Genomic DNA, 26,381 nt, shown 5'->3' on the forward strand with positions numbered 1-26,381 from the left:
TGATGCAACGAACGCCGGCTCCGTGTCGGCGTTCGTTTGTGCTCAGGGGCGCACCCCGCCCGACGGCCTGCCATGCAGCCGCCAGATGGCAAGACCGCCGTAGATCACCAGCAGCGCCGCGAGCGTGGCAAGTTCACGGCTGACTTCGTCCAGGCGTGCGTCCATCTGGTTCAACCGCACCATCAGATTGATGCCGGAGGTGGTCGGCAGCAGCTGCGCCAGCCACACCAGCGGGCGGGGCGTCATCACCGCCGGCCAGGAGAGGTTGGCGAGGAAGAACAGCGGAATGGAGGTGGCGATGATGTACTGGAAGGCGCGTTCGCGGGTGCGGAAGAAGCTGCCGATGAACAGCCCGAAGGCCACGGTGGCGGCAATGAACAGCGTGCCGCCCAGCAGCTGGCCCAGCGGATTTCCGCCGCGCGGGTAGTCCTGTACCCAGGCGGTGAAGCCGGCGTAGTAGAACAGGCCGAACAGCCCGATCAGGCCGAAGCCCATCGCCATGCCTGCCAGGGTCGGCAGATCGAAGTGCAGCCGGCGGCCGAGCACCAGACGCCGCCCTCCCAGCAGTACGCCGATGCCCATCAGCAGTGTCTGGTGCACGATCAGTTCGGCCACGCCGGGTACGATGGCGCTGCCATAGCCTTCCTGCGTGTTGTACAGGGGCCGCTGCACGAGAGTGACCGGCGCTGCCTGCGGCGCGCCCATGAACGCGGCCTGGGTCACGGCGGCGTCGCGGCCGAATGTGCCCAGCGCATCGGCGATGCTGCCCAGCACCCAGCTGGCGCGTCCCAGGTAGGCGCCATTGCCCAGCAGGACCAGCTTGGCTGGCTGGCCACGCAGGATGTCGCGCTCCAGGTTTGCGGGGATGAGCACGATGCCTTCGGCATGCCCCGCTCCCAGCTGACGGCGCGCGCTGTCCAGATCCGCCGGCTGGCCAACCACGCGCGCTACGCGCAGGCCATCGAGGATGCGCAGCAGTTCGCGGCTGGTGGCACTGTGATCCTGATCGACCACCAGCACCGGCAGATTGCCGGCCACCTGGTGGCGGTACGCGGCGGGATAGAAGAACGAGTACAGGATGACCGCACCGACCATCACCACGATGGCATAGCGGTCGCCGAGCACCGCCAGCAGGGTCTGCCGCAGGCTGCGCCAGACCGTGCTCATGCGTCGGCTCCGGCCGGTCGCGCGGCCTCCGGGGTGCGGCCGAAAGCGATCAACCGCAGGCTGCCGATGCCGCCGGCCACCACCGACATCAACACCAGCGTGGCCAAGGGCCACAGCGAGACGGACAGCGGTGCGCCGACGAACTGCTGCTCGGTCTGCACCTTGATGTACGCGCTGAGTGGCAGCAGCTGGTGCCAGATGCGGGTGAACAGCGGGCCATCCAGTACCGGGAAGGTGGCACTGGAGAAGGCCAGCGCTGTGCCGATGGTCAGGCCGACCACCGACAGCGCGGTACCCATGTCACGGGCAAGGCCGACGAAGAACAACGCATATGCGGCCGTGGCCAGGTAGAACGCCGGCTGCGCAGCCAGCAGCAGGAGCAGATTGCCGGCGATGCCGTCCCCCCGCAGCCATGCGACGTAGCCGACGCCCATCGTGCCGTACAACGCGAACAACAGTACGTAGGGCGCGAGCTTGCCGGCGATCGAGGCCCACGGGGTGTCACCGAGCCAGGCCGGCAGCGTGCCATCGCGGATTTCCCGGCCCACGCTTCCGGCCACGGCCAGTGCCAGCACCAGCGACAGGACGGCCGGGAAGATCAGCGGCAGCAGGAACAGCTCATAACTGCGTGCCGGGTTGTAGAGGATGTCGGACTGCACGGCGATCGGGGCGGCGCGCAGCTTTGCGGGCCCCACCTGCAGGCCGATGCGCTCGCGCAGCATGCGTGCATTCCAGGCCGACACCGCATCGGCGATATCGCGCGCGGCCGATTGCCCGGTGGTCATGTAGGTGGCGTTGTAATAGGCGAACACCGTGCCCTGGCGGCCGCGCAGGGCCTGACGGGTCACGTCGCGCGGCACCAGCACCACTGCGAACACCTCCAGGCTGCGCAGCTGCGAGCGCGCGGTGTCCATGTCGGCGGGCTGGCGGGCGACGCGGACCCCCGGGCTGGCATCGAGCATGCGCAGCAATTGCCGGCTGTCGCTGCTGTGATCGAGGTCGACCACGGCGATGGGTACATCGCGCATGACCGATGGCGTGAACATCCAGGCCATCAGTACCAGCATCAGCAGCGGCAGCACCGTGACCAGCGCCAGGTCGGCACGGTTGCCACCAAGACCCCGCAGCTCGCGCTGCCAGGCAGCAGCAAAGCCGTTGCCACCAGGGCTCAGTGCTGGGGCCATGCGAACAGCACGCTCATGCCGGGGCGGAAGCCCTCGATGCGGCGTACCGGGCGCACCCGCACCTCGAAGCTGCGGACATCGTAGCCGGACGACTGCCGGGTGGTACGCCAGGTGGCATAGTCGCCGGCCGGGTTGATGAAGTAGACCTTGAACTCGCTGTCCTCACCGAGGGCCGGCACGCTGCCACGCAGCGTGCTGCCGACCTTCAGGCCCTGCATCTGGGATTCGCGCAGGTTCATCGATACCCACATGCGATCGATGTCGACCAGGGTGAATACCGGATAGCCGGCGGGTACCAGCTCGCCGGGATCGGCCATGCGCTTGTTGATCTCGCCGGCCACCGGTGCACGGCCCTCCACTTCGACGCGGGCCGCATCCACTTCGGCCACGGCGCCCTGCGCCTGCTGTACCTGGCCCTGCGCGGCACGCTTGTCCTGCTCCCGCGCACCGGCCAGTGCCATGTCGTACTGGGCACGGGCGGCACGGGCCAGCTCGCGCGAACTGGTGGACTGGGCGAGTGCTTCGTCGCGCTTCTGCCGGGTCATCACCCCTTCGTTGAACAGGTTCTGCACGCGGCGGTAGGTGGCTTCGGCCAGCGTTGCTCCGGCTTCGGCACGCTTCCAATTGGCTTCGGCAGCACGGATGTCCTCACTGCGCGCACCTTCGGCAGCCTTGTCGGCCACCGCCTGCGCAGCGGCCAGAGCGCCGCGTGCCTGCTGTTCCTTCGCCGTCACTTCGGGGCTGTCGAGCAGGAACACGACCTGACCGGCCTGCACGCGGTCGCCTTCGCGAACCTTCAGCTCGGCGACACGGGCGGTGATCTTCGCTGCGACGTTGATCGTGTCCGCGTCGGCCATGCCCTGGATCTGGTCGGCCGGGCTGCGCCAGGCGAGCCACAGGCCCAGCGCCACCACTACCAGCAGCACCACGAGCAGGATCCGGCCAAGCCGGCGCTTGCCTGGTGGTGTCGCTTCATCCTGCAATACGTCACTCATGGTCGATCACCTCATCTGCGCGACGCCGGAATTCCTCGAAGCGGTCCATCTGCCCACTGATCTCCAGCAGCTGTGCCAGCGCGACATCGTACTGGTAGGCGGCCTGTGCACGCTCCACGCGAGCGCCTCCCAGACCCAGCCGCGCATCGATGACGTCCAGCGACGTGGACTGCCCCTCGCGGAATGCCAGCTCCTGCAGGCGCAGGTTCTCCTGTGCCTGGGCGATGCTGCTGTCGAGCAGCACGAACTGCTGGCGTGCCGTTTCCAGCTCGTTCCACGCCTTGCGCACGCCGAGCGCGACCTGGTTCTCGGCTTCGCGCAGTCCGGCTTCCGCCTGCTCCTGCTGCGCACGTGCCGCGCTGATCTGCGCCGGTCGCGAGTTCGGCGACAGGAAGGTGTACTTCAGGCCGATGCCGAACGCCCAGTCCGGATCGGTCAGCATCTCGTCGCGGCGACGGAAGTCGTATTGGCCAAAGGCGAATATCTGCGGCTTGAGCTTGGCCTGTTGCACGCGCACGCCCTGTTCGGCCTGCGCCACCATGGCCCGCAGCCGTGCGATCTGGGGTTGCCGTGCCTGCGCGATGCGCTCGAAGCTGGCGGCCGGCTCCAGCGGCACGCGCTGCACGAACAGGGGTGATACCGGCTGCACCTCGCCGCCACTGCGCAGCAGGGTGGCCAGCGCGGCCTTCAACGTGGCCAGGTCGTTGACGGTCTTCTGGTACTCGCGCTCTGCCTTGTCGCGCGCGACGGTGGCCTGCAGTCGCTGCGCGCGGGTGGCGAAGCCTTCGCGCTCCAGCTTCAGCGCATCGGCCAGGTGGCGTTCCAGGCCATCACGGACGTCACGACGCACGTCCACCGCCTGCTCGGCCAGGCGCTGGCCGAAGTAGGCCTGGGCCAGCTGCACGGTCAACGACTGCCGCTGTGCTTCGCGTTCCGCGCTGGCCTGCTCGTGGGCTGCGCTGGCGGCACGCTGTGCGGCAGGAATGACGCCACCGGTGTACAGCGGCAGCACAGCGGTGACGACCGGGCGGGTGCGCCAGTCGCGTTCGGTGAACGACAGGGGGGAATCGATGCCAAAGGCCTCGGCCACCGGTGCCAGCGAGCCCAGTGGCAGGGTCAGGGTCTTCTGGAACTGCAGGCGGCGGACCTCGCCGGTGATCTCCGGCAGGCGCAGAAGGCGCGTGGCCTCCTGCAGATCCTGCTTGTTGCGGACGGCGGCGTCGGCCGCGGCCAGCGCGTCGGAAACCTGTTCCAAGCGCTGCCGCGCCTGTTCCCAGTCCAATGCCGGTGTATCGGTGATGGCCTGCGCTGACGTGGCAAAGGGCAAGCAGGCCGCAAAGGCCATGCCGGCGACGCCCATCGCGCTGCGCATCCTTGTCCGTGGGCGGCTCACACGCATGCCGTTCCTGTAGTTAAGAAGTGAGCAAACGTTAGTGGTCTGCGCGTGAAGCCGGGGTCTGCGGTCGTCGTGTGGGTCTCAACGCAGGGCGCCGCTGGCCGCGGTGCGCAATGCCTGGGTGATGTGCTGCAGCGTGCTTGAGCGCACGGCCGCGTGCTGCCAGTACAAGGGCACGTCGAGCCAGCGGCGGGGTTCCAGTACCACCACGCGGCCGGCATGCACGGCAGGCCCCACCAGGGTTTCCGGGGCCATGCCCCAGCCCAGTCCGCACGCGGCGGCTTCGACGAAGCCGGTCGAGGAGGGCAGATAATGCAGCGGTGGCTGCAGCCGCGCACGGGTCAGCCGCCGCACGAAGCGCCACTGCAGTTCATCTTTGCGGTTGAACACCAGCATCGGCGCACGTGCCAGCGCCGCAGCCTGCATGCCCTCGCTGAAGTGCCGGCGGGCGAAGCCGGGCGAGGCGATGGCGTGGTAACGCATGGCGCCGAGCGGATGCACGTTGCAGCCCTTCACCGGCTGGCTTTCGGCGGTGACCGCGCCGAGCACGCTGCCATCTCGCAGCAACTGCAGGGTGTGGTCCTGATCATCCATGCGCAGGTCGAACAGATAGCCATGGCGCTGGTGCAGCTCGGCGATGGCCGGCACGAACCAGGTATCGAGCGAGTCGTCGTTGACCGCCAACGGGATTGGTGTGCGCGGGGCATCGCTGCCGCGTTCGGGCAGCAGTTCGGCCAGCGCCTCGGCCTCCAGCGTCTGCATCGGTCGCACCCTGCGCAGCAGCGCTTCACCTGTGGCGGTGGGTCGGCACGGTGCCTGACGTACCACCAGTACCTGGCCGAGCCGGTCCTCCAGTGCCTTGATCCGTTGCGACAGCGCCGACGGGCTGATCGACAGGCGTCGGGCGGCAGCGTCGAAGCTGCCCTCCTCCAGCACCGCAGCAAACGCAGCCAGTTGTGGATGTAGCAGATCCATGCCGGTGCCTCTTCAGTTTCTCTGCACAGGATAAAGAAAAATCAGATTGTCTAAACAGGGACGGCGGCCGCACTCTGCGCGTCCCCTCGCTGCCAGGCCTGTCCCCATGTGGATCGCCGCTGCCGCCGCCGGCCTGTTCGCAGGTGCCGGCCTGATCATCGCCATCGGTGCACAGAACGCCTTCGTACTGCGGCAGGGCCTGCAGCAGCGTCATGTGGGAAAGGTGGTGCTGGCCTGCGCCGGTGCGGACATCGTGCTGATACTGGCCGGTGTCGGTGGCATGGGCGCGCTGGTGCTGCAGTGGCCGCTGCTGCTGCAGGTGCTGCGCTTTGGTGGTGCGGCGTTCCTGCTGTGGTATGGCCTGCAGGCGGGACTACGCGCGTGGCGTGGTGGCAGCGCGCTGGCCGCCGCCGAGGCGCAGGGCGGCAGCGGGCGCGAGGTACTGCTGACCTGCCTGGCCTTCACCCTGCTCAACCCGCACGTCTACCTGGATACCGTGGTGCTGCTGGGCAGCCTGTCCACGCGCTATCCGGGCGATCTGCGCTGGGCGTTCGCCACCGGTGCCTGCGTGGCCAGCGTGGCCTGGTTCTGCACGCTGGGCTATGGCGCGCGCCTGCTGCAGCCGGTGTTCCGCAGGTCGAGCGCGTGGAGGGTGCTGGATGCCGGCGTGGCGATCTTCATGTTCTGCCTCGCCACCCTGTTGCTGTTGCGTCCGCTCTAGGCCGCGTCCACCGCGCACAACGGCGTCTCGTCGGGGCGCAGCGTCAGCACCCGCACGCCCTTGCGGGTCACGGCCACGGTGTGCTCGAACTGTGCCGACAGCGTGCCGTCGCGGGTATAGACCGGCCATTCGCCCGCGCGCTGGCGGATCGCCGGCCTGCCCTGGTTGAGCATCGGTTCGATGGTGAACACCATGCCTTCTTCCAGCACCCTGCCGGTGTTGGGATGGCCGTAATGCAGGATCTGCGGTTCTTCGTGCATCTCCCGGCCGATGCCATGGCCGCAGTATTCCTTGACTACGCTGTAGCCGCGGCGGCGTGCGTAGCGGGCGATGGCGTGGCCGATGTCGCCCAGGCGCGCGCCGGGCCGTACCACGGCGATGCCTTTCCACATCGCTTCGTAGGCGGTCCGCACCAGCCGCCGTGCGGAAGGGGTGACCGCGCCGACCGGGTAGGTGGTGCTGGAATCGGCGATGTAGCCGTTCTTTTCCAGGGTGATGTCGAGATTCACGATCTGGCCCTCACGCAGCACGTCTGCGGTACTGGGCACCCCGTGGCAGACCACGTTGTCGATGGAGGTGTTGAGCACGTACGGAAAGCCATACTGGCCCTTGCTGGCAGGCCGCGCCTGCAGCTCGTCGACGATCATCCGTTCGACGAAGTCGTTGATCTCCATCGTGCTGCGACCCTGCAGCGGCCATCTGTCGAGCGCGGCGAACACCTGTGCCAGCAGGCGGCCGGATTCGGCCATCAGCGCGATCTCGTTGGGCCGCTTGATGATGCTCACGTCAGGCCCGTGCGGGTGTCAGCGGCTGTGGCTGCACGCCGGCGGCGCGCAGTTCGCTGGCCACGATGTCCTGGAAGCTCAGCGTCGGATTCATTTCGCACAGCATGCCCACGCGGATCCAGAAACTGGCCTGGGCGTTGATCGAGCGGCTGGAGACGGTGCAGGCACGGCGCAGCTGGTCGTGCAGGGTGTCATCGATGTTGACGATGCCCATGGGCGGATCCAGGTAAGAGGAATATACGTATCGTATATGTTTCGTATATCCCTCTCAAGCCTGCGAGGACTCAGTCCGTTTCGGTGGCGAAGCGCAGGCGGTTGTGGTCCGGATCGAGCAGCAGCATTTCGCGGCTGCCCCACTCGGTGTCATGCGGCGGCTGTTCGATCGGTACCCCAGCGGCACTGAAGGCGCGGTGCAGGGCGTCGACATCCTCGACGATGAAGTAGACCGCGCCGCCCACTTCGCAGTCGCCGCTGTGCTCGGTGAGGAACAGCGTCTGGCCGTCGCGGGTGAGCTGGGCGAACAACGGAAACCCCGGCTCGAATCGATGCTCCCAGTCGACGACGAAGCCCAGGCCCTGCACGTAAAAGGGCAGGCTGGCATCGGCGTGGCGCATGCGCAGCTGCGGGATGACGGTCTGGCGCATCATGGTGGCTCGCAGGGGTGAGCCGGCAGTGTATCCCCGGCAGGGTGCCGCCACCTTCGTGGTCAGTCCTGCAGGCCGGGTTGCCCCTGGACCAGCGGCACCCGTGAGCCGTCCAGCAGACCGCGGCTGAGCCGGCCATCCTCGATGAACAGCAGCTCGCCGTTCTCGCCGTTCTTGATGCTGCTGTCGATGGCGATCACGCGATCACCATGGAACGTGCTGACATGCGGCATCGACGTGTGGCCGACCACGATGCGCTTGAGCTGCAGCGTGTCGAGCACGTCCTGCACGCCCCGTGCATCGAGACGGCCATCGAAGTAGCCGCGGTACCAGATGGGGCTGGTCTTGCCGTCGTACAGCGGTGCAGTTGCGGGGTCGGCCTTCACTTCGGCCTTGGGCAATCCCAGCGAGGCCTGGTAGGCGGCGTTCGTGCGTGCCGGGTGCAGTGCCAGTTCCACCGCTTTGGGCGAGATGCCGCCATGCAGGAACAGGGTGTCGCCGATCTTCAGCAGCACCGGCCGCGTCCGCAGCCATTGCCCGATCACCGAATCAGCGCCGTACAGCTGCGGATAGCTGCGCCCGAGCAGCTGCGCGCTGCGCAGGTACTTCGGATTGACATAGCGCAGGTCGTCGTACAGAACCATGGTCTCGTGGTTGCCGAGCACGAAGTGCACCGCACCGCCGGCGGCCACCGCCTGCTGCTGCAGGCCATACAACAGCCAGAACGCTTCGGTGACCTGCGGGCCGCGATCGAACACGTCGCCAGCGACCACCAGGGTGTCCTGGCCGAGGGCCCAGCGGTCCTGCGCATCGATCACATGGTGGGCGCGCAGCAGTCGTACCAGCAGGTCGTACTGGCCGTGGATGTCGGACAGGGCGACGATGCGCGGTACCGCAGGCAGCTCCGACACCGAAGGCGCGACCGGTGGCAGCACGTGCACGCTGTGCGGGTAGCCGCACAGGGGCGCGACATCGGCAGCTCCCGTGGCGGTGCCCAGCGAGCGGGTCTGCACAGCGTCAGCGCAGATCCATTTGGCCTGCAGCTGATCGCCGTTGCGGAACACGTAGGGGCCATCGGCCTCGACGTGGGCGGCAGGCGCGGCGACTTCGCGGCCCTGCGCGCCTGGCACGCCCCACAGCAGGAGCAGGGGCAGCAGCACGGACGCGGATCGGGGCAGGGCACGGCGGAGCATGGGCGGAGTCCTAGGCAGCAACGGAAGGGCGGGCCGCAGGGCCCGCCCGTGATCCTACGCTGGCATTGCTACACGCTGCATGCGCGGGCGGCGCGCAGGCTTTGCCGTGGGAGGCGGATCATCGATCCGGCGCATCGCGCTCAGGTGGAACGGCACGCGAGGCTCGGGCTAGCGCATGTCCACCTTGCGGACCGCGGTCTGTTCCGCCAGCAGCGGCGTACCGGTGTGGTCATGCGGCTGCATGTAGGGAAGGGGCGCTCCGCTGGCACGCTCGACAAGCTGCGAGTGCGCCTCACCCGTTGCGAAACGATGGCGCTCCCCCCATTGCCGCAGCGCCACCAGCACCGGGAAAAGTTCGCGTCCGGCTGGCGTCAGCACGTACTGCTGGTAGGCGCTGCCATCGCTGGCAGGTTGCTGCAGCAGCAGCCCGGCCTCGACCAGACGCCGCAGGCGGTCGCTGAGGATGTTGCGCGCTGCGCCGAGGCTGCGCTGGAAGTCACTGAAGCGGGTAACGCCATCAAAGGCATCGCGGATGATCAGCAGGGCCCAGCGATCACCGAGCAGATCGGCGCTGCGGGCAACGGGGCAGGGGCTGTCGGCATGCATGGGCAAGGCTCGTGACGATGTGGTTGCATTTTAAAACCATTGTCGATAGGGTGCATCCAGTTTCAATATGCAACCACATTCATGCCCGTTTCCGTCCTTCCGCGCGCCCTGTTGGGCCTGCTGGCCATCGCGGCGGGTGCCAGTGTGGCCAATGTCTATTACGCACAGCCGCTGCTGGAGCGCCTGGCGCAGGCCTTCGCCATGGAGCGCGCGACGGCCGGCGCTGTGGTTGCCGCCACCCAGGCCGGCAGCGTGCTGGCCCTGCTCGGCCTGCTGCCGCTGGCCGACCGCGGCGATCGTCGCCGCCTGCTGCGCGTGCAGCTGCTGGCACTGGTGATGGTGCTGCTGGGACTGGCGGCAGCACGCAGTACCGCCTGGCTGCTGGGGGGCATGCTGCTGGCGGGCCTGCTCGGGACGGCGCTCACCCAGGGACTCATCGCCTATGCAGCCACGCTGGCACCGTCGGGGCAGCGGGGGCGCGTGGTTGGCATGGTGCAGGGCGGGGTGTTCATCGGCCTGCTGGCTGCGCGTGTGGTATCCGGCGCGGTGGCGGCCCTGGCCGGCTGGCGCGCGGTGTACCTGCTGTCAGCAGTGATGATGGCGGCGTTGGCGATGCTGCTGTGGCCACGCCTGCCTGCCGTGCCGGTTCCCTCGCAGCCGCCGGCCTGGCGCGCGCTGCTCGGCTCGATGATGACGATGCTGCGCAGTGATCGCACGCTGCGCGAGCGTGGCCCTCTGGCGCTGCTGCTGTTCGCCGGCCTCAACGTGTTCTGGGCGGCCGTACCGCTGCCCCTGTCGGCATCACCGATGAACTGGTCGACCGCGGCCATCGGCGCGCTCGGTCTGGCCGGCATGGTCGGTGCGCTGCTGGCTGCACGGGTGGGGCACTGGATGGATCGGGGTTTCTGCCTGCGGGTGAGCCTGGGGGCGCTGCTGCTGATGCTGCTTGCGTGGTGGCCCCTGCTGGGTCTGCCGCACGCCCTGGCATGGCTGCTGCTGGGCGTGGTGGTGCTCGATCTGGGAGGACAGGCACTGCATGTGTCCAACCAGGCGTTGCTGCTGCGCGCGCCTGCCGAACAGCACGGTCGCCTGGTGGCGCTGTACATGCTGTTCTACGCGGTCGGCAGCGGCGCCGGTGCTGCGGCCGGTACGTGGATGCAGGCGCACCACGGCTGGACCAGGGTCTGTGCACTCGGTGCAGGCATCGCGGTGACAGCGCTGGCATGGTGGGCGTTGCATGCCGCTGCACCGGCAGCGCGTCACCCCGGCGGCCACCGGCCCCCTGCGTAGTACCCATCAGCAGGGGTACGGCGAACCAGCGTACTTGGCCCCATGCACATTCGCGAAGCGCTTGCACTGAGTTGACGCATTTGAGAATCAATCGCATTGATGGGAGAATGCGCGCATGGATCGGCCTGCGGAAGATGTGCGGCGCCGCTCCCACTCCCCCCGTCGTCGCCTCAAGCCCTTTGCCAGAGGTCCCGTTGCCCTGCCAGAAGGTGTTGAAGATGTCTGCCGTCCTTGTTCCGCCGCCGCGCCCGTTGGCGCTTGCCGTTGCTGCCCTGCTTGCGGGCAGTGCCCTGGGTGCCCATGCGCAGACCGACGCGACCGATATCGATACGGTACACGTCACCGCCTCGCAGATCGCGCGTCAGGCCCTGGGTACATCGACCATCACCGCGGAGGACATTGCGCGCCGTCCTCCTGCCAACGACATCGCCGAGCTGCTGCGGACCATGCCCGGTGTCAATCTCACCGGCAACAGTGCGTCCGGCCAGTATGGCAACAACCGCCAGATCGACCTGCGCGGCATGGGGCCGGAGAACACGCTGATCCTGGTGGACGGCAAACGCGTCGGCGCCCGCGACGCCGTGCGCATGGGCCGCAGCGGTGAGCGCAATACCCGTGGCGACACCAACTGGGTGCCGGCGGAGATGATCGAGCGCATCGAAGTGCTGCGCGGTCCGGCAGCGGCGCGTTATGGATCCGGCGCCTCCGGCGGCGTGGTCAACATCATCACCAAGCGCCCGACGGGCGATCTGACCGGAGCGGTCGATCTGTACGGACTGGTACCCGAGCACAGCGCCGAAGGTGGCAGTGAGCGCGTGGGCCTGCAGCTGAGCGGCCCGATGACCGATGCGTTGTCCTTCCGCCTGTATGGCAACCTCAACAGGACCGACGCGGATTCGCTCGAACTCAATCGCGCGTTCGCCACCGCGCCGGGCACCGTACCTCCCGCAGGCCGCGAGGGCGTCAAGAACCGCGATGTCAACGCGCTGCTGCGCTGGGACATCAACGCCGGCCAGGTGGTGGAATTCGAAGCCGGTACCAGCCGCCAGGGCAACATCTATGCGGGCGACCGTGCCGTGAGCAACACCGGTACCTCCACGCCGGTCGATCTGGCGGCGCTGGCCGAGAGCGAGGCAGAGACCAACCGCATGTACCGCACCACCGGGGCGATCACCCATCGTGGCCGCTGGGGCGATGTGACCTCGCGCGTTACTGCTGCGGTGGAAGCGGTCAACAATTCGCGCATCAACGAAGGCCTGGCCGGTGGCCCCGAGGGCAGCTTCAACGGCACCGACTGGTCCACCTCCCGCCTGCGCAATTACCAGCTCGATGGCGAGGTCAGTTTCCCGACCACGATCGGCGCGGCGGAGAATGTCTGGACGCTGGGCTTCGAGCATCTCGACAGCCGCCTGACCGATCCGTATTCGATGAGCCAGTCCGGCAGCAGTGGCGGTGGCCTGCCGGGCCTGTCGGCCGATCGCGCGCGCGGCAAGTCCGATGCCCAGACTACGGCGGTCTTCGTCGAAGACAACATCTACCTGGGTGAACGCTGGATCGTGACGCCGGGACTGCGCTTCGACCACCACAGCCAGTTCGGCAACAACGCCAGCCCCAGCCTCAATGCGCAGTTCCGCATCAATGGCGACTGGGTGGTGAAGGGCGGCATCGCACGCGCGTTCAAGGCTCCCAACCTCTACCAGTCCAATCCGGACTACCTGTACTACACCCGTGGCAACGGCTGTCCCAACGCACTGCCGAGCCTGGGCGCGGGCTGCTACCTGCAGGGCAACGCGGAGCTGGACGCCGAGACCAGCCTGAACAAGGAACTGGGCGTGGAATGGGCTCCGCAGAGTGGCTGGCAGGCCTCGTTGACCTACTTCCACAACGACTACAAGGACAAGATCGAGGCCGGGTATACCCAGGTCGGCCTCACCGCCGATACCCGTGGCCGGATCTTCCGCTGGGAAAATGCACCGAAGGCCATCGTGCAGGGCCTGGAGGGCAACCTGGTGGTGCCGCTGCTGGGCGAGCAGGGCGACCGGCTGAAGTGGAGCAGCAACTTCACCTACATGGTGGAGAACGAGAACAAGAGCACCGGCCAGCCGCTGTCGGTGATACCGCGCTACACGGTCAACACGATGCTGGACTGGCAGGCCACCGAAAAGCTGTCGCTGCTGCTCACCGGCACCTTCTACGGCAGGCAGGAGCCGGCCACCACCAACATCAACAACGATCCTCGCTGCACCGGAAGCTGCGATCCGTCGGTGGTGCTGCAGGATCGGGGGGCATACAACATCTGGGGCGTGAGCGCGCGCTACAGGGTTACCGGGACGGTCAGCTTCGGTTTCGGCGTGAACAACCTGGCCGACAAGCGCCTGTTCCGCGAAGCCAACAGCAGCGACGCCGGTGCGGCGACCTACAACGAACCGGGCCGCGCATACTGGGCCAGCCTGCGTTTCGGCTTCTGAGCGCGCGCGGTGCCTGACAGGCATGGCCCGGTGCAATCGGCGAGCGCCGGGCCACGCCCGGCGCGACCGGCGCCGCACAGCTGCAATGTTATAAACATCGTAATAGTCTCCCCCGCAGCCACGCCGTAGCCTGACCGCATCGCACAGGAGCTGTTGCATGGGCCACGACCACGATCACCTGCCGTCCCAGATCCGCCACGAGAAGCCGTTGTGGTGGGCGTTGGGGCTGACTTCCACCTTCCTTGTCGTCGAAGTCGTCGGCGCGTTCTGGACCAACAGCCTGGCGCTGCTGTCCGATGCGGCCCACATGGCCACCGACGCGCTCGCACTGATGATCGCGCTGGTCGCGGTGCGCTTGAGCCGGCGTCCGCCGGACGCGCGCCGCACCTATGGCTATGCGCGGCTGGAAGCCCTTGGCGCGATGATCAATGGCGCGATGCTGTTCGTGGTGGCCGGCTACATCCTGTGGGAAGCGGTCGGCCGCTTCCGCGAACCGCAGGAGATTGCCTCCACCGGCATGCTGGTGATCGCCGCCGCCGGCCTGGTCATCAATCTGATCTCGATGCGCCTGCTGCAGGCCGGCAGCGGTGAAAGCCTCAACGTCAAAGGTGCCTACCTGGAAGTGTGGGCCGACATGCTCGGCTCGGTGGCGGTGATCGTCGGCGCGCTGCTGATCCGTTGGACCGGCTGGCAGCCGATCGACCCGATCCTGGCGGTGCTGATCGGCCTGTGGGTGCTGCCACGCACCTATGTGCTGATGCGCGAGGCGATCAACGTGCTGCTGGAAGGCGTGCCCAAGGGCATGGATGTGGCGAAGGTCCGCGACAGCCTGTCCGGCCATGCCGCGGTGCTGGACGTGCATGACCTGCATGTGTGGGCACTGGCCTCGAGCACGCCGGCGCTGACCGCGCATGTCGTGATGCGCGACGGTACCGACGCCGACGTGCTGCGCCGTGAGCTGGGAGGTCGCCTGCACGATGACTTCGGCATCGAGCATGTGACCCTGCAGATTGAAGCGGATCACTGCGGAGAGGCATGCGGAGATCCCGCGCCGCCCAGTGCGGCCGCACCGGATGCGCGGCACGATCACGACCACGGCGAGGACGCGCAGGGCCATCGCGGCCACGTGCACCACTGATCTGCCGCTACGCGTCCCGTCGCGACGCCAGCCGATCCGCCAGGCGGGTCGGCTCCGGCAGGCGATAGCCACGCAGCGTGCGCTGCACCCACTGCAGTGCGGTATCGGCGCTGATGCGGTGCCCGCCAGCGACGAACAGCGGCCTGCAGCGGACCTTGCTGCGCAGCACCCAGCCGAGCTGTTCATCGCCATCGAGCAGGGGCGTATGCGCGCCAGCCTCGTCTGCGGGCTCGACGAAGCGACCGACCAGTTTCGACTTGGCCACGCCGATGCTCGGCAGATCGGTGACGACGCCCAGGTGCGCCGCCACGCCCAGCCGTCGCGGATGGCTGATGCCGTGCCCGTCGACGAAGACCAGGTCCGGCGAACGCGGCAGCAGGGCCAGTGCAGCGAGCAGGGCGGGCAGCTCGCGGAAGCTGAGCATTCCAGGGATGTAAGGCATCACCGTGGGAATGCGGGCGATCTCCCGGGCCACCGGTTGCAGGGTGGCGGCATCCAGCAGCACGGCTGCGGCGCGGGTGGTGCGGCCGTCGTCCTCGAAGCCGACGTCCAGCCCGGCCAGCCAGCGTACGGTACCCGGCAGCCGGTCGCTGCGCTCCACCCGCGCCGCAAGCCGCAGCTGTTGCTCGCGTGCGGCGGCGACGCTGCCCTGCCAGCGCCCGGGATCGATCACGGTATTCATCGATCACAGCATCGCATGGGCCGCGCCACGGCACGGTGAGCGGCCCCGGGGCTACAATGGCGGTCTGCCTTTCCTCGCGTTGGAGATCCTGCAGTGACCCGTAAACTCGTACTGTTGCGCCATGGCCAGAGCCAGTGGAACCTGGACAACCGCTTCACCGGCTGGGTCGATGTCGACCTGACGGAGCAGGGGCGCCGGGAAGCGGCCGCCGCTGGCCGCCTGATGCGCGAGGAAGGCCTGCAGTTCGACGTCGCCCACACCTCGGTGTTGAAGCGCGCCATCCACACCCTGCAGGGCGCCCTGGCCGAGCTGGAGCAGGACTGGCTGCCGGTGAACAAATCCTGGCGTCTCAACGAGCGCCATTACGGCGGCCTGCAGGGCCTGGACAAGGCCGAGACCGCTGCAAAGCACGGCGAGGAGCAGGTCAAGGTGTGGCGTCGCTCCTATGACATCCCGCCGCCGCCGATGGATCTGGAAGACCCGGGCCATCCGATCCACGACCGTCGCTACGCCGGGCTGGACCGCAACGCGCTGCCGGGTACCGAATCGCTGGCCACCACCCTCGACCGCGTGCTGCCGTACTGGCACGACGCCATCGCGCCGCAGCTGAAGGACGGCAAGACGGTGCTGGTCACCGCCCACGGCAACTCGCTGCGCGCGCTGTACAAGTACCTCAACAATGTTTCGCGCGAGGAAATCCTCGAGCTGAACATTCCGACCGGCATTCCGCTGCTGTTCGAACTGAACGATGACCTGACCGTGCAGTCGTTCCGCTACCTGGGCGACCCGGAAGCGGCGCGCAAGGCCGCTGAGGCCGTGGCCAACCAGGGCAAGGCCAAGTAGGAATCGGAAGGCCGGCGCACGCCGGCCTTCGCTTTTTGTGGCGCAGAGCAGGGCTCGGCGCCACATGACGAGCGCTCTGTGACCTTTGGCCGGTCCCTGCCGCGGGCGTCCCCGTCTACCCTGTGGAATTACCCGCAGGAGAGCCTCATGAACGTCCGCAACCTGGCCCCGCTGGGCCTGACCATCGCCATCGCCGCCTCCCTGGCCGCGTGTGGCAAGAACGAAACTGCACCGGCGACCAGTGCCGACGCTACGCCGGCCTTCGACCTGTCACAGATCAAGACGCCGCTGATCTCGCTCAACAGCGCCGATCTCGATCCGGCCATCGCGGCCTGCACCGACCTCAATGGCTTCGTCAACAGCAAGTGGCTGAAGGCCAATCCGGTACCGGGCGACCAGACCACCTGGGGCAGCTTCGAAATCCTGCGCGAGCGCTCGCTGGAAGTGCAGCATGCGCTGGTACAGCAGGCTGCCGCCAGCCAGGCCAAGACCGGTTCGGTGGAAGCCAAGATCGGCGACATCTGGAAGACCGGCAACGACGAAGCGAAGATCGAGGCTGCGGGCCTGGCACCGCTGCAGCCGCAGCTCGACAAGATCGCCGCGCTGAAGGACACCGCCACCCTCACCCAGTACCTGCGCGACAGCCAGGCCGAGGGCAAGGGCGTGCTGTTCTCGCTGTTCGCCAATGCCGATTACAAGGATTCGGCCAATGTCATCGCCTACGTCGGCCAGGGCGGCCTCGGCCTGCCGGAGAAGGGCTACTACTTCGATGATGCGCAGGCCAGGATCCGCGACGCCTACGTGGCCTACATCGCGCAGGTGCTGACCCTGTCCGGCGTGGACGCCGCGCAGGCCGCCGAGCAGGCCAAGGCCGTGATGGCCTTCGAAACCCGCCTGGCCAAGGCGTCCATGTCGCGCATCGAAATGCGTGACCCGGCCAAGCGCTACAACCCGCTCAGCGCCGCAGACGCCGACAGGCTGACCCCGAATTTCAGCTGGACCGCGCTGTTCGACACCCTGAAGGTGCCGGCCGCGCAGAAGTTCTCGCTGGCCCAGCCGGGCTTCTTCTCCGAGATGGACAAGATGCTGGCCGATGTGCCGGCCAGCACCTGGCAGGCCTACCTGCGCTTCCACACCATCGACGACGCCTCGCCGTACCTGAGCAGCCAGTTCGAGAAGGCCAACTTCGATTTCTATGGCACCACCCTGCGTGGCCAGAAGGAAATGCAGCCGCGCTGGAAGCGCGTGCTGGAGTCGGTCAACGGCGGCATGGGTGAGGCGCTGGGCCAGCTGTACGTCGACGCCGTATTCCCGGCCGAGTCGAAGGTGGCCATGCAGCACCTGGTGGAAAACCTGTCGCAGGCGTTGAAGGTGCGCCTGGAGCAGCTGCCGTGGATGGGCGAGGAAACCAAGAAGAAGGCACTGGAGAAGTGGGCCAGCTTCACCCCGAAGATCGGTTACCCGGACAAGTGGCGTGACTGGGCAGGCCTGCAGACCAACGGCGACAGCTACCTCGGCAACATGCAGGCGGCGCGTGCGTTCAACTACCGCTACATGCTGGACAAGATCGGCAAGCCGGTGGACAGGACCGAGTGGGGCATGACGCCGCAGACCGTCAACGCCTACTACAACGCCACCAAGAACGAGATCGTGTTCCCGGCAGCGATCCTGCAGGCGCCGTTCTTCGACGCCAAGGCCGATCCGGCACTGAACTACGGCGGCATCGGCGCGGTGATCGGCCACGAGATGATGCACGGCTACGACGATTCGGGCAGCCAGTTCGCCGCCAACGGCAACTTCGACAACTGGTGGACCGATGCCGACCGCAAGGCGTTCACCGAACGTACCGACCAGCTGGTCGCGCAGTTCGATGGCTACGAAGCGGTGCCCGGCGTGAATGTGAAGGGCAAGCTGACCCTGGGCGAGAACATCGGCGACCTGGGCGGCCTGACCGTTGCCTATGACGCGCTGCAGATGGCGCTGAAGGAAGATCCGAAGGCGAACGTCGAGGTCGATGGCTACAGCCAGGACCAGCGCTTCTTCATGAACTGGGCCACCGTGTGGCGTCGCAACTTCACCGATGGCGAACTGCGCGTGCGCCTGAACACCGATCCGCACGCGCCGGCCAACTTCCGCGCCAACGGTGCGCCCTCGAACATGCCGTCGTTCGCGGCTGCGTTCCAGTGCAAGGCCGGTGACGCGATGGTGCGTGCCGACGACAAGCGCGTGGTGATCTGGTAACCGATCACACGTGAAGCGTGATGCGAAAGGCCCGGCGCAAGCCGGGCCTTTTGTCTGTTCGCCCGGTGGCGCCGGATCTCAGGCCAGCGCAGGTTCCTGCGCCAGCAGGCGATGGAAGCGCTGCAGCACGTAGGGGTCGATCAGGCCGCCGGCCTGGTCATCGAGGATGCGCAGTGCCGTTCCGTGCGCCATCGCCGCCCGGTACGGACGATCACTGGTCATCGCATCGTAGGCGTCGGCGAGCGTGACAATGCGCGCGCCCAGCGGGATGTGCTCGCCGTGCAGGCCGTCGGGATAGCCGCTGCCGTCGAATGCCTCGTGATGGGCCCGGATCAGCCTGGCCACCGCGGCGGCATCGCTGCGGCCGGTGGTCAGGAAGATGTGCTCGCCACGCACGGGATGCTCACGCATGATCGCGCGCTCCTGCTCGGTGTGCCGACGAGGGCTCAGCAGCACGTCGTCGGGAATGCCGATCTTGCCGATGTCATGGAATCGCGCGGCCAGCGCGACCCGCGTCCCGGCCTCCTGGTCCAGGTCGCAGTGCATGGCCAGGCGCTGGGCCAGTTGGCCGACCCGGTCACAGTGATGGCGGGTGTAGGCGTCGCGCATCTGCAGCGACATGGCCAGGGCATCGATCAGGCAGGCCTGTGCGTGCAGCAGGTCGGGGGCGGTTACGGCGTCAGGCAGCATGGTCGTCCGCCCGCACCGGGTGGGGCCGGTGCGGGGTGGTGGCGGTGGGAAATCAACCCGGGGCGAGGGTCGTCAGCAGGGCGCGGGCCGCATTGAAGCGGTCTTCCGGCAAGGGTAGCGGGTGCTTGATGCGGAGCTTGTCCGGGCCTTCCATCGCATACAGGTTCGGCTGCTTCTGGATCAGCTGGATCACGGCCATCGGGTCGATGTCCGGCTTCGATTCGAACACGATGCGGCCACCGTTCTCGCCCAGGTCCAGCTTGCGGATGCCCAGCGCGTTGGCCCGCAGCTTCAGCTCGGCAACCGCGAACAGGTGCTTGGCCGGGTCCGGCAGCAGGCCGAAGCGATCGATCATCTCGACCTGCAGCTCGCGCAGCGTATCGTTGTCGCGCGCGCTGGAAATGCGCTTGTACAGCGTCAGGCGGGTATGCACGTCCGGCAGGTAGTCTTCCGGAATCAGGGCCGGCACATGCAGCTCGACGTCGGCACCGCGCACTTCCTCGCCGGCATCCAGGTCCGGCAGCTTGCCCTGCTTGATGCTGCGTACCGCGCGCTCCAGGAGCTCGGTATACAGGCTGAAGCCGACTTCGGCCATCTGCCCGCTCTGGTCCTCGCCGAGCAGTTCACCGGCACCGCGGATTTCCAGATCGTGCGTGGCCAGGGTGAAGCCGGCGCCCAGCTCGTCCATGGAGGCGATGGCTTCCAGGCGCTTCTCGGCATCCGGGGTGATCGCACGGCGGTCAGGCGTGATCAGGTAGGCGTAGGCGCGGTGGTGCGAACGCCCCACGCGGCCGCGCAGCTGGTGCAGCTGGGCCAGGCCGAAGCGGTCAGCGCGGTTGATGATGATGGTGTTGGCGTTGGGGATGTCGATGCCCGACTCGATGATCGTGGTCGACAGCAGCACGTTGAAGCGCTGCTTCTGGAAATCCAGCATCACCTTCTCCAGTTCGCGCTCCGGCATCTGCCCATGGGCGATGCCGATGCGCGCTTCCGGCACGAGTTCGGACAGCTCGCGCTGCATGCGGCCGATGCTCTCCACGTCGTTGTGCAGGAAGTACAGCTGGCCACCACGCGCCAGTTCGCGCTGGAAGGCCTCGCGCAGCAGCGCGTTGTCCCATTGCGTGATGAAGGTCTGTACCGCCAGCCGGTTCGGCGGCGGCGTGGCGATGATCGACAGGTCGCGAAGGCCGGCCATGGCCATGTTCAGCGTGCGCGGGATCGGCGTGGCGGTCAGGGTCAGCAGGTGCACGTTGGCACGCAACGCCTTCAGCGCCTCCTTCTGGCGTACGCCGAACCGTTGTTCCTCGTCGACGATGACCATGCCCAGATCCTTGAACTTCACGTCCGGCTGCAGCAGGCGGTGGGTGCCCACGATGACATCGATGGTGCCGGCAGCGACCTTCTCCAGTTCGGCCTTGATCTCCTTGGTGCTCTTGAAGCGCGACAGCACTTCCACCTTGAGCGGGTAATCGGCGAAGCGGTCGCGGAAGTTGCGGTAGTGCTGTTCGGCCAGCAGCGTGGTCGGCACCAGCACCGCCACCTGCTTGCCGGCACTGGCGGCGGCGAACGCGGCGCGCACGGCGACCTCGGTCTTGCCGAAGCCCACATCGCCGCACACCACGCGGTCCATCGGCTGGCTGCTGGCGAGGTCGCGCAGGGTCGCGTCGATGGCGGCCAGCTGGTCGGGTGTCTCCTCGAACGGGAAGCCGGCGGCGAATGGTTCGTACATCGCGCGATCGACCTGCAGGGCCAGTCCGGCACGTGCCTGCCGGCGCGCCTGGATTTCCAGCAGTTCGGCGGCGACGTCGCGCACCTTCTCGGCGGCCTTGCGCTTGGCCTTGGTCCACTGCTCGCCCCCGAGCGAATGCAGGGGCGCGGTTTCTGCGGATGCGCCGGAGTAGCGGCTGATGAGATGCAGCTGTGCGACCGGCACGTACAGGCGGTCGCCCTTGGCATACTCGATTTCCAGGAACTCGCCCGGCATGCCACCGACGTCCATCGCGATCAGGCCGCGATAACGGCCCACGCCATGATCCTCGTGCACGATCGGCGCGCCTTCGGTCAGCTCGCCCAGGTCACGGATGATCGCTTCCGGTTCGCGGCCGGCGCGGCGCGTGCGGCGGGTACTACCGGCGCGCTCGGGAAACAGCTGGCGTTCGGTCAGGACCGCCAGGCGCGGATCGTCCAGGGCGAAGCCATCTTCCAGCGGCGCCACGGTGATGGCAAAGCGCACATCGCTGGCGAGGAAGGCGGGCAGGTCGGCAACCACCGGCGGCTTCAGTTCGGCCGCCTGCAGCACTTCCAGCAGGGCTTCGCGGCGGCCCGGTGAATCTGCGGCGATCAGTACCCGGCCGGGGTAGTGGCCGAGGAAGGATTTCAGCGCGTCGCCAGCGGGCGCTTCGCGGGCCGCTACCGGCAGCGCCGGCAGGGGCTGGTCGCCCAGCGCATGTGCATCGGCGATGCGTGCATGGTCGGCGGCCCATACTTCGATGCGTGGCGCGTCGTTCAGCCGCTCGCGCAGCTGCTCAGGCGAAAGGTACAGCGCCGAGGGCGGCAGCAGCGGGCGCTCGACATCGTGGCGGCGCTGCTCGTAGCGTTCGCCGGTCTGTGCCCAGAACGCGTCGGCGGCTTCGCCGGCGCCGGCACACAGCACCGGCAGGCTGCCGGCAGGCAGGTAGTCGAACAGGCTGGCGGTGCGATCGAAGAACAGCGGCAGATAGTACTCGATGCCGGCCGGGGCCAACCCGGACTTGAGGTCCTGGTACAGCGCGCTGCGGCGCGTGTCGACATCGAAGCGCTCACGCAGGGTGGCCAGCACGCGGCCGATGCTGGCCTCATCCATCGGTACTTCGCGGCCGGGCAGCATGTGCACCGACTCGACCCTGTCCAGCGAGCGCTGGCTTTCCGGGTCGAAGGCGCGGATCGAGTCGATGTCCTCGTCCAGCAGCTCCACCCGCAAGGGCTCGTCGGCGCCCATCGGGAACACATCGAGCAGGCCGCCGCGCACGGCGAAGTCGCCGGGGTCCATCACCTGCGGCACGTTGCGGTAGCCCGCGCTCTCCAGGCGGCGTTTCTCGGCCTCCAGGTCCAGGCGCTGGCCGACCTTCAGGTCAAAGCTGCCGCCGATCACGTAGCTGCGCGGGGCCAGCTGCTGCAGCAGGGTCTGGACCGGCACCACCACCAGGCCGCGCTTGAGCGCAGGCAGGCGGTGCAGGGCCGCCAGGCGCTGCGAAATGATGTCCGGATGCGGGCTGAAGCGGTCGTAGGGCAGGGTTTCCCAGTCCGGGAAGGCGATCACCGGCAGCGCGGGATCGTTGCCCAGCAGGGTCTGCAGATCGGCTTCGAGCTGGTTGGCGCCGTGGTTGTCACGGGCAACCACCAGCAACGGCGCGTCATGCGCGCGCGCCGCCTGGGCCAGGTACCAGGCCAGGGCGGTCGGTGAAGCGGGGGCGCGCCACCAGGCGCGGAGCTGGCCGGCGCGCGGCAGCGGCGGGGCGGGGTATGAAGTACGCGACATGGACCGCGGATTTTAGCAGAAGCCTCCACCCGCCCCATGATTGCTGCGTGAGCGGGCAGCGCCGGGCCATGCCCGGCGTGCGCAGTGGCTGCAACGGCATCGCCGGGCGGCGCCCGGCGTCACCGTCAGTTGTCCAGTTCCAGCACCATGCGTACCAGCCCTTCGGTGCCGTTCGGGTGCGGAACGGGCTTGAAGCCCAGCGAGGCAGCCAGCTGCTTCATCGGCTCGTTCTCGGCCGCCACATCGCCGTACAGGCGATCCAGGTACTTGCCCCGACCCCACTTCACCAGCTTGCGCATCAGCTGCCGGCCCAGGCCCTGGCCGATGAGGAAGCGGCTGATCAGGATCGCGTACTCGGCTTCGCGGGTACCGGGGATGATCGAGGCCCGGGCGACCGCACCGACCACGGCCTCACCGGCGGGCAGGGACTCGGCCGCGACCAGGGTGATCTCGGTCTTGGGATTCGGATGGGTCAGGCGCTGGGTGGTTTCCGGTGACAGCTCGGTCACCGCCTGCAGGAAACGGTCGCGGATTTCTTCCGGCCCGAACAGGCTGAAGGCCGCTTGCAGCGGCGCGCTGTCTTCCGGGCGGATGGGGCGGATCAGCAGCTCGTGGCCGCTGGGAGCCTTGAAGATCTCATGCCAGGGCGGCATGCGGTTGCGAGTGGCCATACCGGGTGATTCCTTGGTGGTCCATCGATTGTGGCATCACCGGGGCTGTCTTCCGTGAACAAAAGGCTCACGGGCGTACAGCCTCGTGAAGGCCATTATTCAGGTGCCTTGAGCCAATCCAGGCGGGTGCTGGCGCCGGGTTCACCCAGGTGCTGGCGCAGCGCCGGCAGGGCCGGACCGACCGCCCGGTCGAACTGCCAGGGGGCGTTGAGCACCAGCATGCCGCTGCCGTTGAGGCGCAGCGGTGAGTCGTCGGGGCGTACCAGGAACTCGATGGTCACTGCCGATTTGACCGGCAGGGCAGTGGCCTTGCGCAGGAAATGCAGGATCGTGCGGCGCTGCTTGATCGGGAACCACACCGCGCAGGTGGCCTGCGGCCAGCGCGCCAGCGTCTCGGCCAGTGCTGCCAGGATACGCTGGTACTCGGCGTCCTGGGCCTCGTAGGGCGGGTCGATCAGCACCAGGCCGCGGCCGATCTTGCTGCCGTTGACCTTCGGCGGCAGCAGCGAGCGCAGCAGTGCATAGCCGTCGCCCGGGTGCACGCCGACCCGGCTGTCATGGGCGAACAGGGCCTTGAGCGTGCCTGCTTCGTCTTCCTGCAGCTCGCATACCGCCATCCGGTCCTGCGCACGCATGGCCTGGGCGGTGAGCAGGGGCGAGCCGGGGTAGTTGGTCAGCGCGCCGACCGGATTGTCGGCCTGCACGGCCTTCAGGTAGCGCTCGACCACGTCCGGCAGCTTCGGCTGCGCCATCAGGCGCATGACCCCGGATTCGGCCTCCAGCGTCTTGCGGCTCTCTTCGCTGGCCAGCAGATAGCGGCCAGCGCCGCCGTGGGTGTCCAGCACGAAGAACGGGCTGTCCTTGCGCTTGAAGCTGTCGATCAGGGCCAGCTGCACGATGTGCTTGAGGACATCGGCATGGTTGCCGGCGTGGAAGGCATGGCGGTAATTCATGGGGGCAGTGTACGGGGCGGCGGCCGCAGCGGCTATGCTGCGCGCCATGACAGCTCCCGTTGCCCATGTCCTGGTGGTCGAGGACGAAGCCGCCATCGCCGAAACCGTGCTCTACGCGCTGCGCAGCGAGGGCTACCTGGCCAGTCACTGCCTGCTCGGCAGCGATGCCCTGCAGCGGCTGCGGGACGGTGGCATCGATGTGGTGGTGCTGGACGTGGGCCTGCCGGACCTGAGCGGCTTCGAGGTCTGTCGTCGGCTGCGTGCGCTGCCCGGTCCGCAGGCGCAGCTGCCGGTGATCTTCCTGACCGCCCGTAACGACGAGCTGGACCGGGTGCTGGGCCTGGAGCTGGGCGCCGACGACTACATGGCCAAGCCGTTCTCGCCGCGCGAGCTGGTGGCGCGGGTGCGCGCGCGGCTGCGGCGGGCGGCGCCTGCCGCCAGTGACACCGATGCGGGCTGGCAGACGCATGGCGCCTTCGCCATCGACCGCGAGGGCCGGCGTGTCCGCTTCCACGGCCAGCCATTGGACCTGACCCGCTACGAGTACGCACTGCTGGAAGCCCTGCTGCAACGCCCCGGGGCCATCCTCAGCCGTGCCCAGCTGATGGACCGCGGCTGGGACAGCAGTGCCGACAGCGCCGACCGCACGGTCGATACGCACGTCAAGACCCTGCGTGCCAAGCTGCGCGCGGCCGGCGCCAGCACCGACCCGATCCGGACCCACCGTGGCCTGGGCTACGCCCTGGAGGTGTGAGCGATGCGTCTGGTGATGAAGCTGTTCCTGGGCTTCTTCCTGATCGTGGGCATCGCCGCGTTCTTCGTCATGCGCGTGTTCGTCAACGAAGTGAAGCCGGGCGTGCGCCAGGCGATGGAATCGACCCTGGTCGATGCGGCCAACGTGCTGGCCGAGATGGCGGCGGCGGACGTCAAGGCAGGCACCATCAACAGCGGGACTTTCACCCGCAATTTGGCCAAGGCGCGGCAGCGTGACCTGAAAGCGATGGTGTGGCGCTTTCCCAAGCGCGCCCTCGATTACCGGGTGACGATCACCGATGCGAAAGGCATCGTGATCTACGATTCGCTGGGCCGCGACGTCGGTCGTGACAACTCGCGCTGGAACGATGTCTACCGCACCCTGCGCGGCGAGTACGGCGCCCGCTCCAGCCCGGAGACGCCGGGCGAGGAGGGCAACACCGTGATGCATGTGGCCGCGCCGGTGTACGACCCGGGCGATGGCCGCACTCTCATCGGCGTGCTCACCCTGGCCCAGCCCAACCGCAGCATCGATCCGTTCATTGCGGCCAGCCAGCGCGCCATCATCGAACGCGGCGCATGGCTGATAGGACTCTCGGCGCTGGTCGGGGTGCTGGTGACGATGTGGTTGACCACCGGCCTGGGCCAGCTCAGCCGCTATGCGCGCGCGGTCACCGCCGGTGAGCCGGTGCCGCCGCCACGCCGCCGCCGCGATGAGATCGGTGATCTCGGCCAGGCGCTGGAGACCATGCGGCGCAAACTCGAAGGCAAGGCCTACGTCGAGCAGTATGTGCAGTCGCTGACGCACGAAATGAAGAGTCCACTGGCCGCGATACGCGGTGCCGCCGAGCTGCTGCAGGAACCGATGGCCGATGCCGACCGTGCCCACTTCGCGCGCAGCATCCTCGAGCAGCAGGAGCGGTTGACCGAAACCATCGACAAGCTGCTGGCGCTGGCCGAAGTGGAGCAGCATGGCTGGCTGCAGACGCGTGCGCCGATCGCACTGCCGGACCTGCTGCAGCAGACCGTCGCAGCCGCGCAGGTGCGCGCGCAGGCGGCCGGCGTCGAGGTACGCACTGATGCCGTGGCGGATCTGAGCATTCAGGGTGATGCCTATCTGCTGCGGCAGGCGCTGAACAACCTGGTCGACAACGCGGTTGCCTTCTCTCCATCGGGGACGGAGGTGGTGCTGCAGGCACAGGTTGAGGACGGCGGCGTGCGCCTGCAGGTGGCCGACCGGGGGGCCGGCATTCCCGACTATGCCCGTGACCGCGTGTTCGAGCGCTTCTACTCGTTGGCCCGTCCCGGCAGTGGCCGCCGCAGCTCCGGCCTCGGGCTGCCGTTCGTGCAGGAAGTAGCGCGCCTGCACGATGGCCGTGTCCAACTGCAGGCCCGCGACGGCGGCGGGACCGTGGCCAGCCTGTGGTTGCCGCTGGGCATGCCCGGCCCGCGCACGCGGCGCTGACTTC

23 protein-coding genes are annotated in these 26,381 nt (G+C 67.9%); 8 read left to right on the forward strand and 15 right to left on the reverse strand.

Translation table 11 applies throughout. The features are described from left to right. Positions 1 to 42 precede the first annotated feature (42 nt). The 5 genes from AC5P5M_RS07705 to AC5P5M_RS07725 all read right to left on the reverse strand — a co-directional run bounded on the left by AC5P5M_RS07705 (position 43) and on the right by AC5P5M_RS07725 (position 5,717). Positions 43 to 1,167, reverse strand: a complete 1,125-nt coding sequence (locus tag AC5P5M_RS07705) for an ABC transporter permease (RefSeq protein ID WP_495205727.1) — start codon at positions 1,165 to 1,167, stop codon at positions 43 to 45. Next, a complete protein-coding gene (locus AC5P5M_RS07710; RefSeq protein ID WP_495205728.1) occupies positions 1,164 to 2,351 on the reverse strand; it encodes an ABC transporter permease in 1,188 nt (395 codons plus the stop codon). The genes AC5P5M_RS07705 and AC5P5M_RS07710 overlap by 4 nt, the downstream gene beginning before the upstream one ends. Continuing rightward, positions 2,336 to 3,346, reverse strand: coding sequence for an HlyD family secretion protein (locus AC5P5M_RS07715; RefSeq protein WP_053517366.1), 1,011 nt, complete (start codon positions 3,344 to 3,346; stop codon positions 2,336 to 2,338). The genes AC5P5M_RS07710 and AC5P5M_RS07715 overlap by 16 nt, the downstream gene beginning before the upstream one ends. Continuing rightward, entirely contained in the window at positions 3,339 to 4,745 is a 1,407-nt protein-coding gene (locus AC5P5M_RS07720; RefSeq protein WP_053517367.1) for a TolC family protein, read from the reverse strand. Before AC5P5M_RS07720 ends, AC5P5M_RS07715 begins: the two co-directional genes overlap by 8 nt. A 78-nt stretch (positions 4,746 to 4,823) precedes the next feature. Continuing rightward, entirely contained in the window at positions 4,824 to 5,717 is an 894-nt protein-coding gene (locus AC5P5M_RS07725) for a LysR family transcriptional regulator ArgP (RefSeq protein ID WP_065181141.1), read from the reverse strand. Positions 5,718 to 5,823: 106 nt separating this feature from the next. On the opposite strand from AC5P5M_RS07725, the gene AC5P5M_RS07730 reads away from it, so the two are divergent. Beyond that, a complete protein-coding gene (locus AC5P5M_RS07730) occupies positions 5,824 to 6,438 on the forward strand; it encodes a LysE/ArgO family amino acid transporter (RefSeq protein ID WP_164150760.1) in 615 nt (204 codons plus the stop codon). Here AC5P5M_RS07730 and map read toward each other — a convergent pair. From map to AC5P5M_RS07755, 5 genes are all read right to left on the reverse strand, one after another. Beyond that, complete coding sequence (gene map, locus AC5P5M_RS07735) at positions 6,435 to 7,217, reverse strand: type I methionyl aminopeptidase (RefSeq protein WP_495205856.1); 783 nt, start codon at positions 7,215 to 7,217, stop codon at positions 6,435 to 6,437. The two genes, AC5P5M_RS07730 and map, sit on opposite strands and share 4 nt — an antisense overlap. Before the next feature lie 7 nt (positions 7,218 to 7,224). Beyond that, complete coding sequence (locus AC5P5M_RS07740; RefSeq protein ID WP_180875697.1) at positions 7,225 to 7,437, reverse strand: ParD-like family protein; 213 nt, start codon at positions 7,435 to 7,437, stop codon at positions 7,225 to 7,227. A gap of 70 nt (positions 7,438 to 7,507) precedes the next feature. After that, positions 7,508 to 7,867 carry a bleomycin resistance protein gene (locus tag AC5P5M_RS07745; protein ID WP_340044069.1) on the reverse strand — a complete coding sequence of 120 codons (360 nt, stop codon included), beginning with the start codon at positions 7,865 to 7,867 and terminating at the stop codon, positions 7,508 to 7,510. A gap of 62 nt (positions 7,868 to 7,929) precedes the next feature. Then, the gene (locus AC5P5M_RS07750) at positions 7,930 to 9,060 is read right to left on the reverse strand and encodes a metallophosphoesterase (RefSeq protein WP_495205729.1); all 1,131 of its coding nucleotides are present in this window, start codon (positions 9,058 to 9,060) and stop codon (positions 7,930 to 7,932) included. Between the two features lie 168 nt (positions 9,061 to 9,228). Then, positions 9,229 to 9,666, reverse strand: a complete 438-nt coding sequence (locus AC5P5M_RS07755; RefSeq protein ID WP_053517373.1) for a winged helix-turn-helix transcriptional regulator — start codon at positions 9,664 to 9,666, stop codon at positions 9,229 to 9,231. An 81-nt stretch (positions 9,667 to 9,747) separates the two neighbouring features. On the opposite strand from AC5P5M_RS07755, the gene AC5P5M_RS07760 reads away from it, so the two are divergent. The 3 genes from AC5P5M_RS07760 (at position 9,748) to AC5P5M_RS07770 (ending at position 14,562) form a co-directional block, all read left to right on the forward strand. Beyond that, positions 9,748 to 10,956, forward strand: coding sequence for an MFS transporter (locus tag AC5P5M_RS07760; RefSeq protein WP_495205730.1), 1,209 nt, complete (start codon positions 9,748 to 9,750; stop codon positions 10,954 to 10,956). Between the two features lie 218 nt (positions 10,957 to 11,174). Then, on the forward strand, positions 11,175 to 13,424 hold the full coding sequence (locus AC5P5M_RS07765; RefSeq protein WP_065174656.1) for a TonB-dependent siderophore receptor: 2,250 nt from the start codon (positions 11,175 to 11,177) through the stop codon (positions 13,422 to 13,424). Between the two features lie 157 nt (positions 13,425 to 13,581). Then, positions 13,582 to 14,562 (forward strand): cation diffusion facilitator family transporter, encoded by a 981-nt coding sequence (locus tag AC5P5M_RS07770; protein WP_053517376.1) that lies wholly within the window; start codon positions 13,582 to 13,584, stop codon positions 14,560 to 14,562. A 7-nt stretch (positions 14,563 to 14,569) separates the two neighbouring features. Here AC5P5M_RS07770 and nfi read toward each other — a convergent pair whose 3' ends face one another. Next, complete coding sequence (gene nfi / locus AC5P5M_RS07775) at positions 14,570 to 15,244, reverse strand: deoxyribonuclease V (protein ID WP_495205731.1); 675 nt, start codon at positions 15,242 to 15,244, stop codon at positions 14,570 to 14,572. A gap of 93 nt (positions 15,245 to 15,337) precedes the next feature. On the opposite strand from nfi, the gene gpmA reads away from it, so the two are divergent. Beyond that, on the forward strand, positions 15,338 to 16,087 hold the full coding sequence (gene gpmA, locus AC5P5M_RS07780) for a 2,3-diphosphoglycerate-dependent phosphoglycerate mutase (protein WP_014036448.1): 750 nt from the start codon (positions 15,338 to 15,340) through the stop codon (positions 16,085 to 16,087). Positions 16,088 to 16,234: 147 nt separating this feature from the next. After that, the gene (locus AC5P5M_RS07785) at positions 16,235 to 18,328 is read left to right on the forward strand and encodes a M13 family metallopeptidase (protein WP_193395625.1); all 2,094 of its coding nucleotides are present in this window, start codon (positions 16,235 to 16,237) and stop codon (positions 18,326 to 18,328) included. A 78-nt stretch (positions 18,329 to 18,406) separates the two neighbouring features. Here AC5P5M_RS07785 and AC5P5M_RS07790 read toward each other — a convergent pair whose 3' ends face one another. From AC5P5M_RS07790 to AC5P5M_RS07805, 4 genes are all read right to left on the reverse strand, one after another. After that, positions 18,407 to 19,018 (reverse strand): HD-GYP domain-containing protein, encoded by a 612-nt coding sequence (locus AC5P5M_RS07790; protein ID WP_495205732.1) that lies wholly within the window; start codon positions 19,016 to 19,018, stop codon positions 18,407 to 18,409. Between the two features lie 52 nt (positions 19,019 to 19,070). Continuing rightward, entirely contained in the window at positions 19,071 to 22,535 is a 3,465-nt protein-coding gene (gene mfd, locus AC5P5M_RS07795) for a transcription-repair coupling factor (RefSeq protein ID WP_495205733.1), read from the reverse strand. Positions 22,536 to 22,660: 125 nt separating this feature from the next. Next, positions 22,661 to 23,206: a GNAT family N-acetyltransferase gene (locus tag AC5P5M_RS07800; protein ID WP_053517384.1), complete on the reverse strand. Its 546-nt coding sequence runs from the start codon at positions 23,204 to 23,206 to the stop codon at positions 22,661 to 22,663. Positions 23,207 to 23,301: 95 nt separating this feature from the next. Beyond that, positions 23,302 to 24,159 carry a 23S rRNA (adenine(2030)-N(6))-methyltransferase RlmJ gene (locus AC5P5M_RS07805; protein ID WP_053517399.1) on the reverse strand — a complete coding sequence of 286 codons (858 nt, stop codon included), beginning with the start codon at positions 24,157 to 24,159 and terminating at the stop codon, positions 23,302 to 23,304. A 34-nt stretch (positions 24,160 to 24,193) separates the two neighbouring features. On the opposite strand from AC5P5M_RS07805, the gene creB reads away from it, so the two are divergent. Continuing rightward, on the forward strand, positions 24,194 to 24,913 hold the full coding sequence (gene creB / locus AC5P5M_RS07810; protein WP_180875692.1) for a two-component system response regulator CreB: 720 nt from the start codon (positions 24,194 to 24,196) through the stop codon (positions 24,911 to 24,913). 3 nt (positions 24,914 to 24,916) lie between these two features. Beyond that, positions 24,917 to 26,377, forward strand: a complete 1,461-nt coding sequence (gene creC / locus AC5P5M_RS07815) for a two-component system sensor histidine kinase CreC (protein WP_065174661.1) — start codon at positions 24,917 to 24,919, stop codon at positions 26,375 to 26,377. The last annotated feature ends 4 nt before the right edge of the window (positions 26,378 to 26,381 follow it).

The sequence above is a fragment of the Stenotrophomonas sp. YJH_SMC_106-19 genome, assembly GCF_059368375.1.

Bases quoted from the DNA above. Each gene is read 5' to 3' on its own strand.
- AC5P5M_RS07800 (WP_053517384.1), bottom strand. From the start codon at position 23,206: ATGGCCACTCGCAACCGCATGCCGCCCTGGCATGAGATCTTCAAGGCT.
- creC (WP_065174661.1), top strand. From the start codon at position 24,917: ATGCGTCTGGTGATGAAGCTGTTCCTGGGCTTCTTCCTGATCGTGGGC.
- AC5P5M_RS07750 (WP_495205729.1), bottom strand. From the start codon at position 9,060: ATGCTCCGCCGTGCCCTGCCCCGATCCGCGTCCGTGCTGCTGCCCCTG.
- mfd (WP_495205733.1), bottom strand. From the start codon at position 22,535: ATGTCGCGTACTTCATACCCCGCCCCGCCGCTGCCGCGCGCCGGCCAG.
- AC5P5M_RS07715 (WP_053517366.1), bottom strand. From the start codon at position 3,346: ATGAGTGACGTATTGCAGGATGAAGCGACACCACCAGGCAAGCGCCGG.
- AC5P5M_RS07730 (WP_164150760.1), top strand. From the start codon at position 5,824: ATGTGGATCGCCGCTGCCGCCGCCGGCCTGTTCGCAGGTGCCGGCCTG.
- AC5P5M_RS07725 (WP_065181141.1), bottom strand. From the start codon at position 5,717: ATGGATCTGCTACATCCACAACTGGCTGCGTTTGCTGCGGTGCTGGAG.
- AC5P5M_RS07770 (WP_053517376.1), top strand. From the start codon at position 13,582: ATGGGCCACGACCACGATCACCTGCCGTCCCAGATCCGCCACGAGAAG.
- AC5P5M_RS07765 (WP_065174656.1), top strand. From the start codon at position 11,175: ATGTCTGCCGTCCTTGTTCCGCCGCCGCGCCCGTTGGCGCTTGCCGTT.
- AC5P5M_RS07705 (WP_495205727.1), bottom strand. From the start codon at position 1,167: ATGAGCACGGTCTGGCGCAGCCTGCGGCAGACCCTGCTGGCGGTGCTC.
- AC5P5M_RS07740 (WP_180875697.1), bottom strand. From the start codon at position 7,437: ATGGGCATCGTCAACATCGATGACACCCTGCACGACCAGCTGCGCCGT.
- AC5P5M_RS07710 (WP_495205728.1), bottom strand. From the start codon at position 2,351: ATGGCCCCAGCACTGAGCCCTGGTGGCAACGGCTTTGCTGCTGCCTGG.
- AC5P5M_RS07720 (WP_053517367.1), bottom strand. From the start codon at position 4,745: ATGCGTGTGAGCCGCCCACGGACAAGGATGCGCAGCGCGATGGGCGTC.
- AC5P5M_RS07790 (WP_495205732.1), bottom strand. From the start codon at position 19,018: ATGCTGCCTGACGCCGTAACCGCCCCCGACCTGCTGCACGCACAGGCC.
- nfi (WP_495205731.1), bottom strand. From the start codon at position 15,244: ATGAATACCGTGATCGATCCCGGGCGCTGGCAGGGCAGCGTCGCCGCC.
- AC5P5M_RS07760 (WP_495205730.1), top strand. From the start codon at position 9,748: ATGCCCGTTTCCGTCCTTCCGCGCGCCCTGTTGGGCCTGCTGGCCATC.
- AC5P5M_RS07755 (WP_053517373.1), bottom strand. From the start codon at position 9,666: ATGCATGCCGACAGCCCCTGCCCCGTTGCCCGCAGCGCCGATCTGCTC.
- AC5P5M_RS07805 (WP_053517399.1), bottom strand. From the start codon at position 24,159: ATGAATTACCGCCATGCCTTCCACGCCGGCAACCATGCCGATGTCCTC.
- AC5P5M_RS07745 (WP_340044069.1), bottom strand. From the start codon at position 7,867: ATGCGCCAGACCGTCATCCCGCAGCTGCGCATGCGCCACGCCGATGCC.
- creB (WP_180875692.1), top strand. From the start codon at position 24,194: ATGCTGCGCGCCATGACAGCTCCCGTTGCCCATGTCCTGGTGGTCGAG.
- AC5P5M_RS07785 (WP_193395625.1), top strand. From the start codon at position 16,235: ATGAACGTCCGCAACCTGGCCCCGCTGGGCCTGACCATCGCCATCGCC.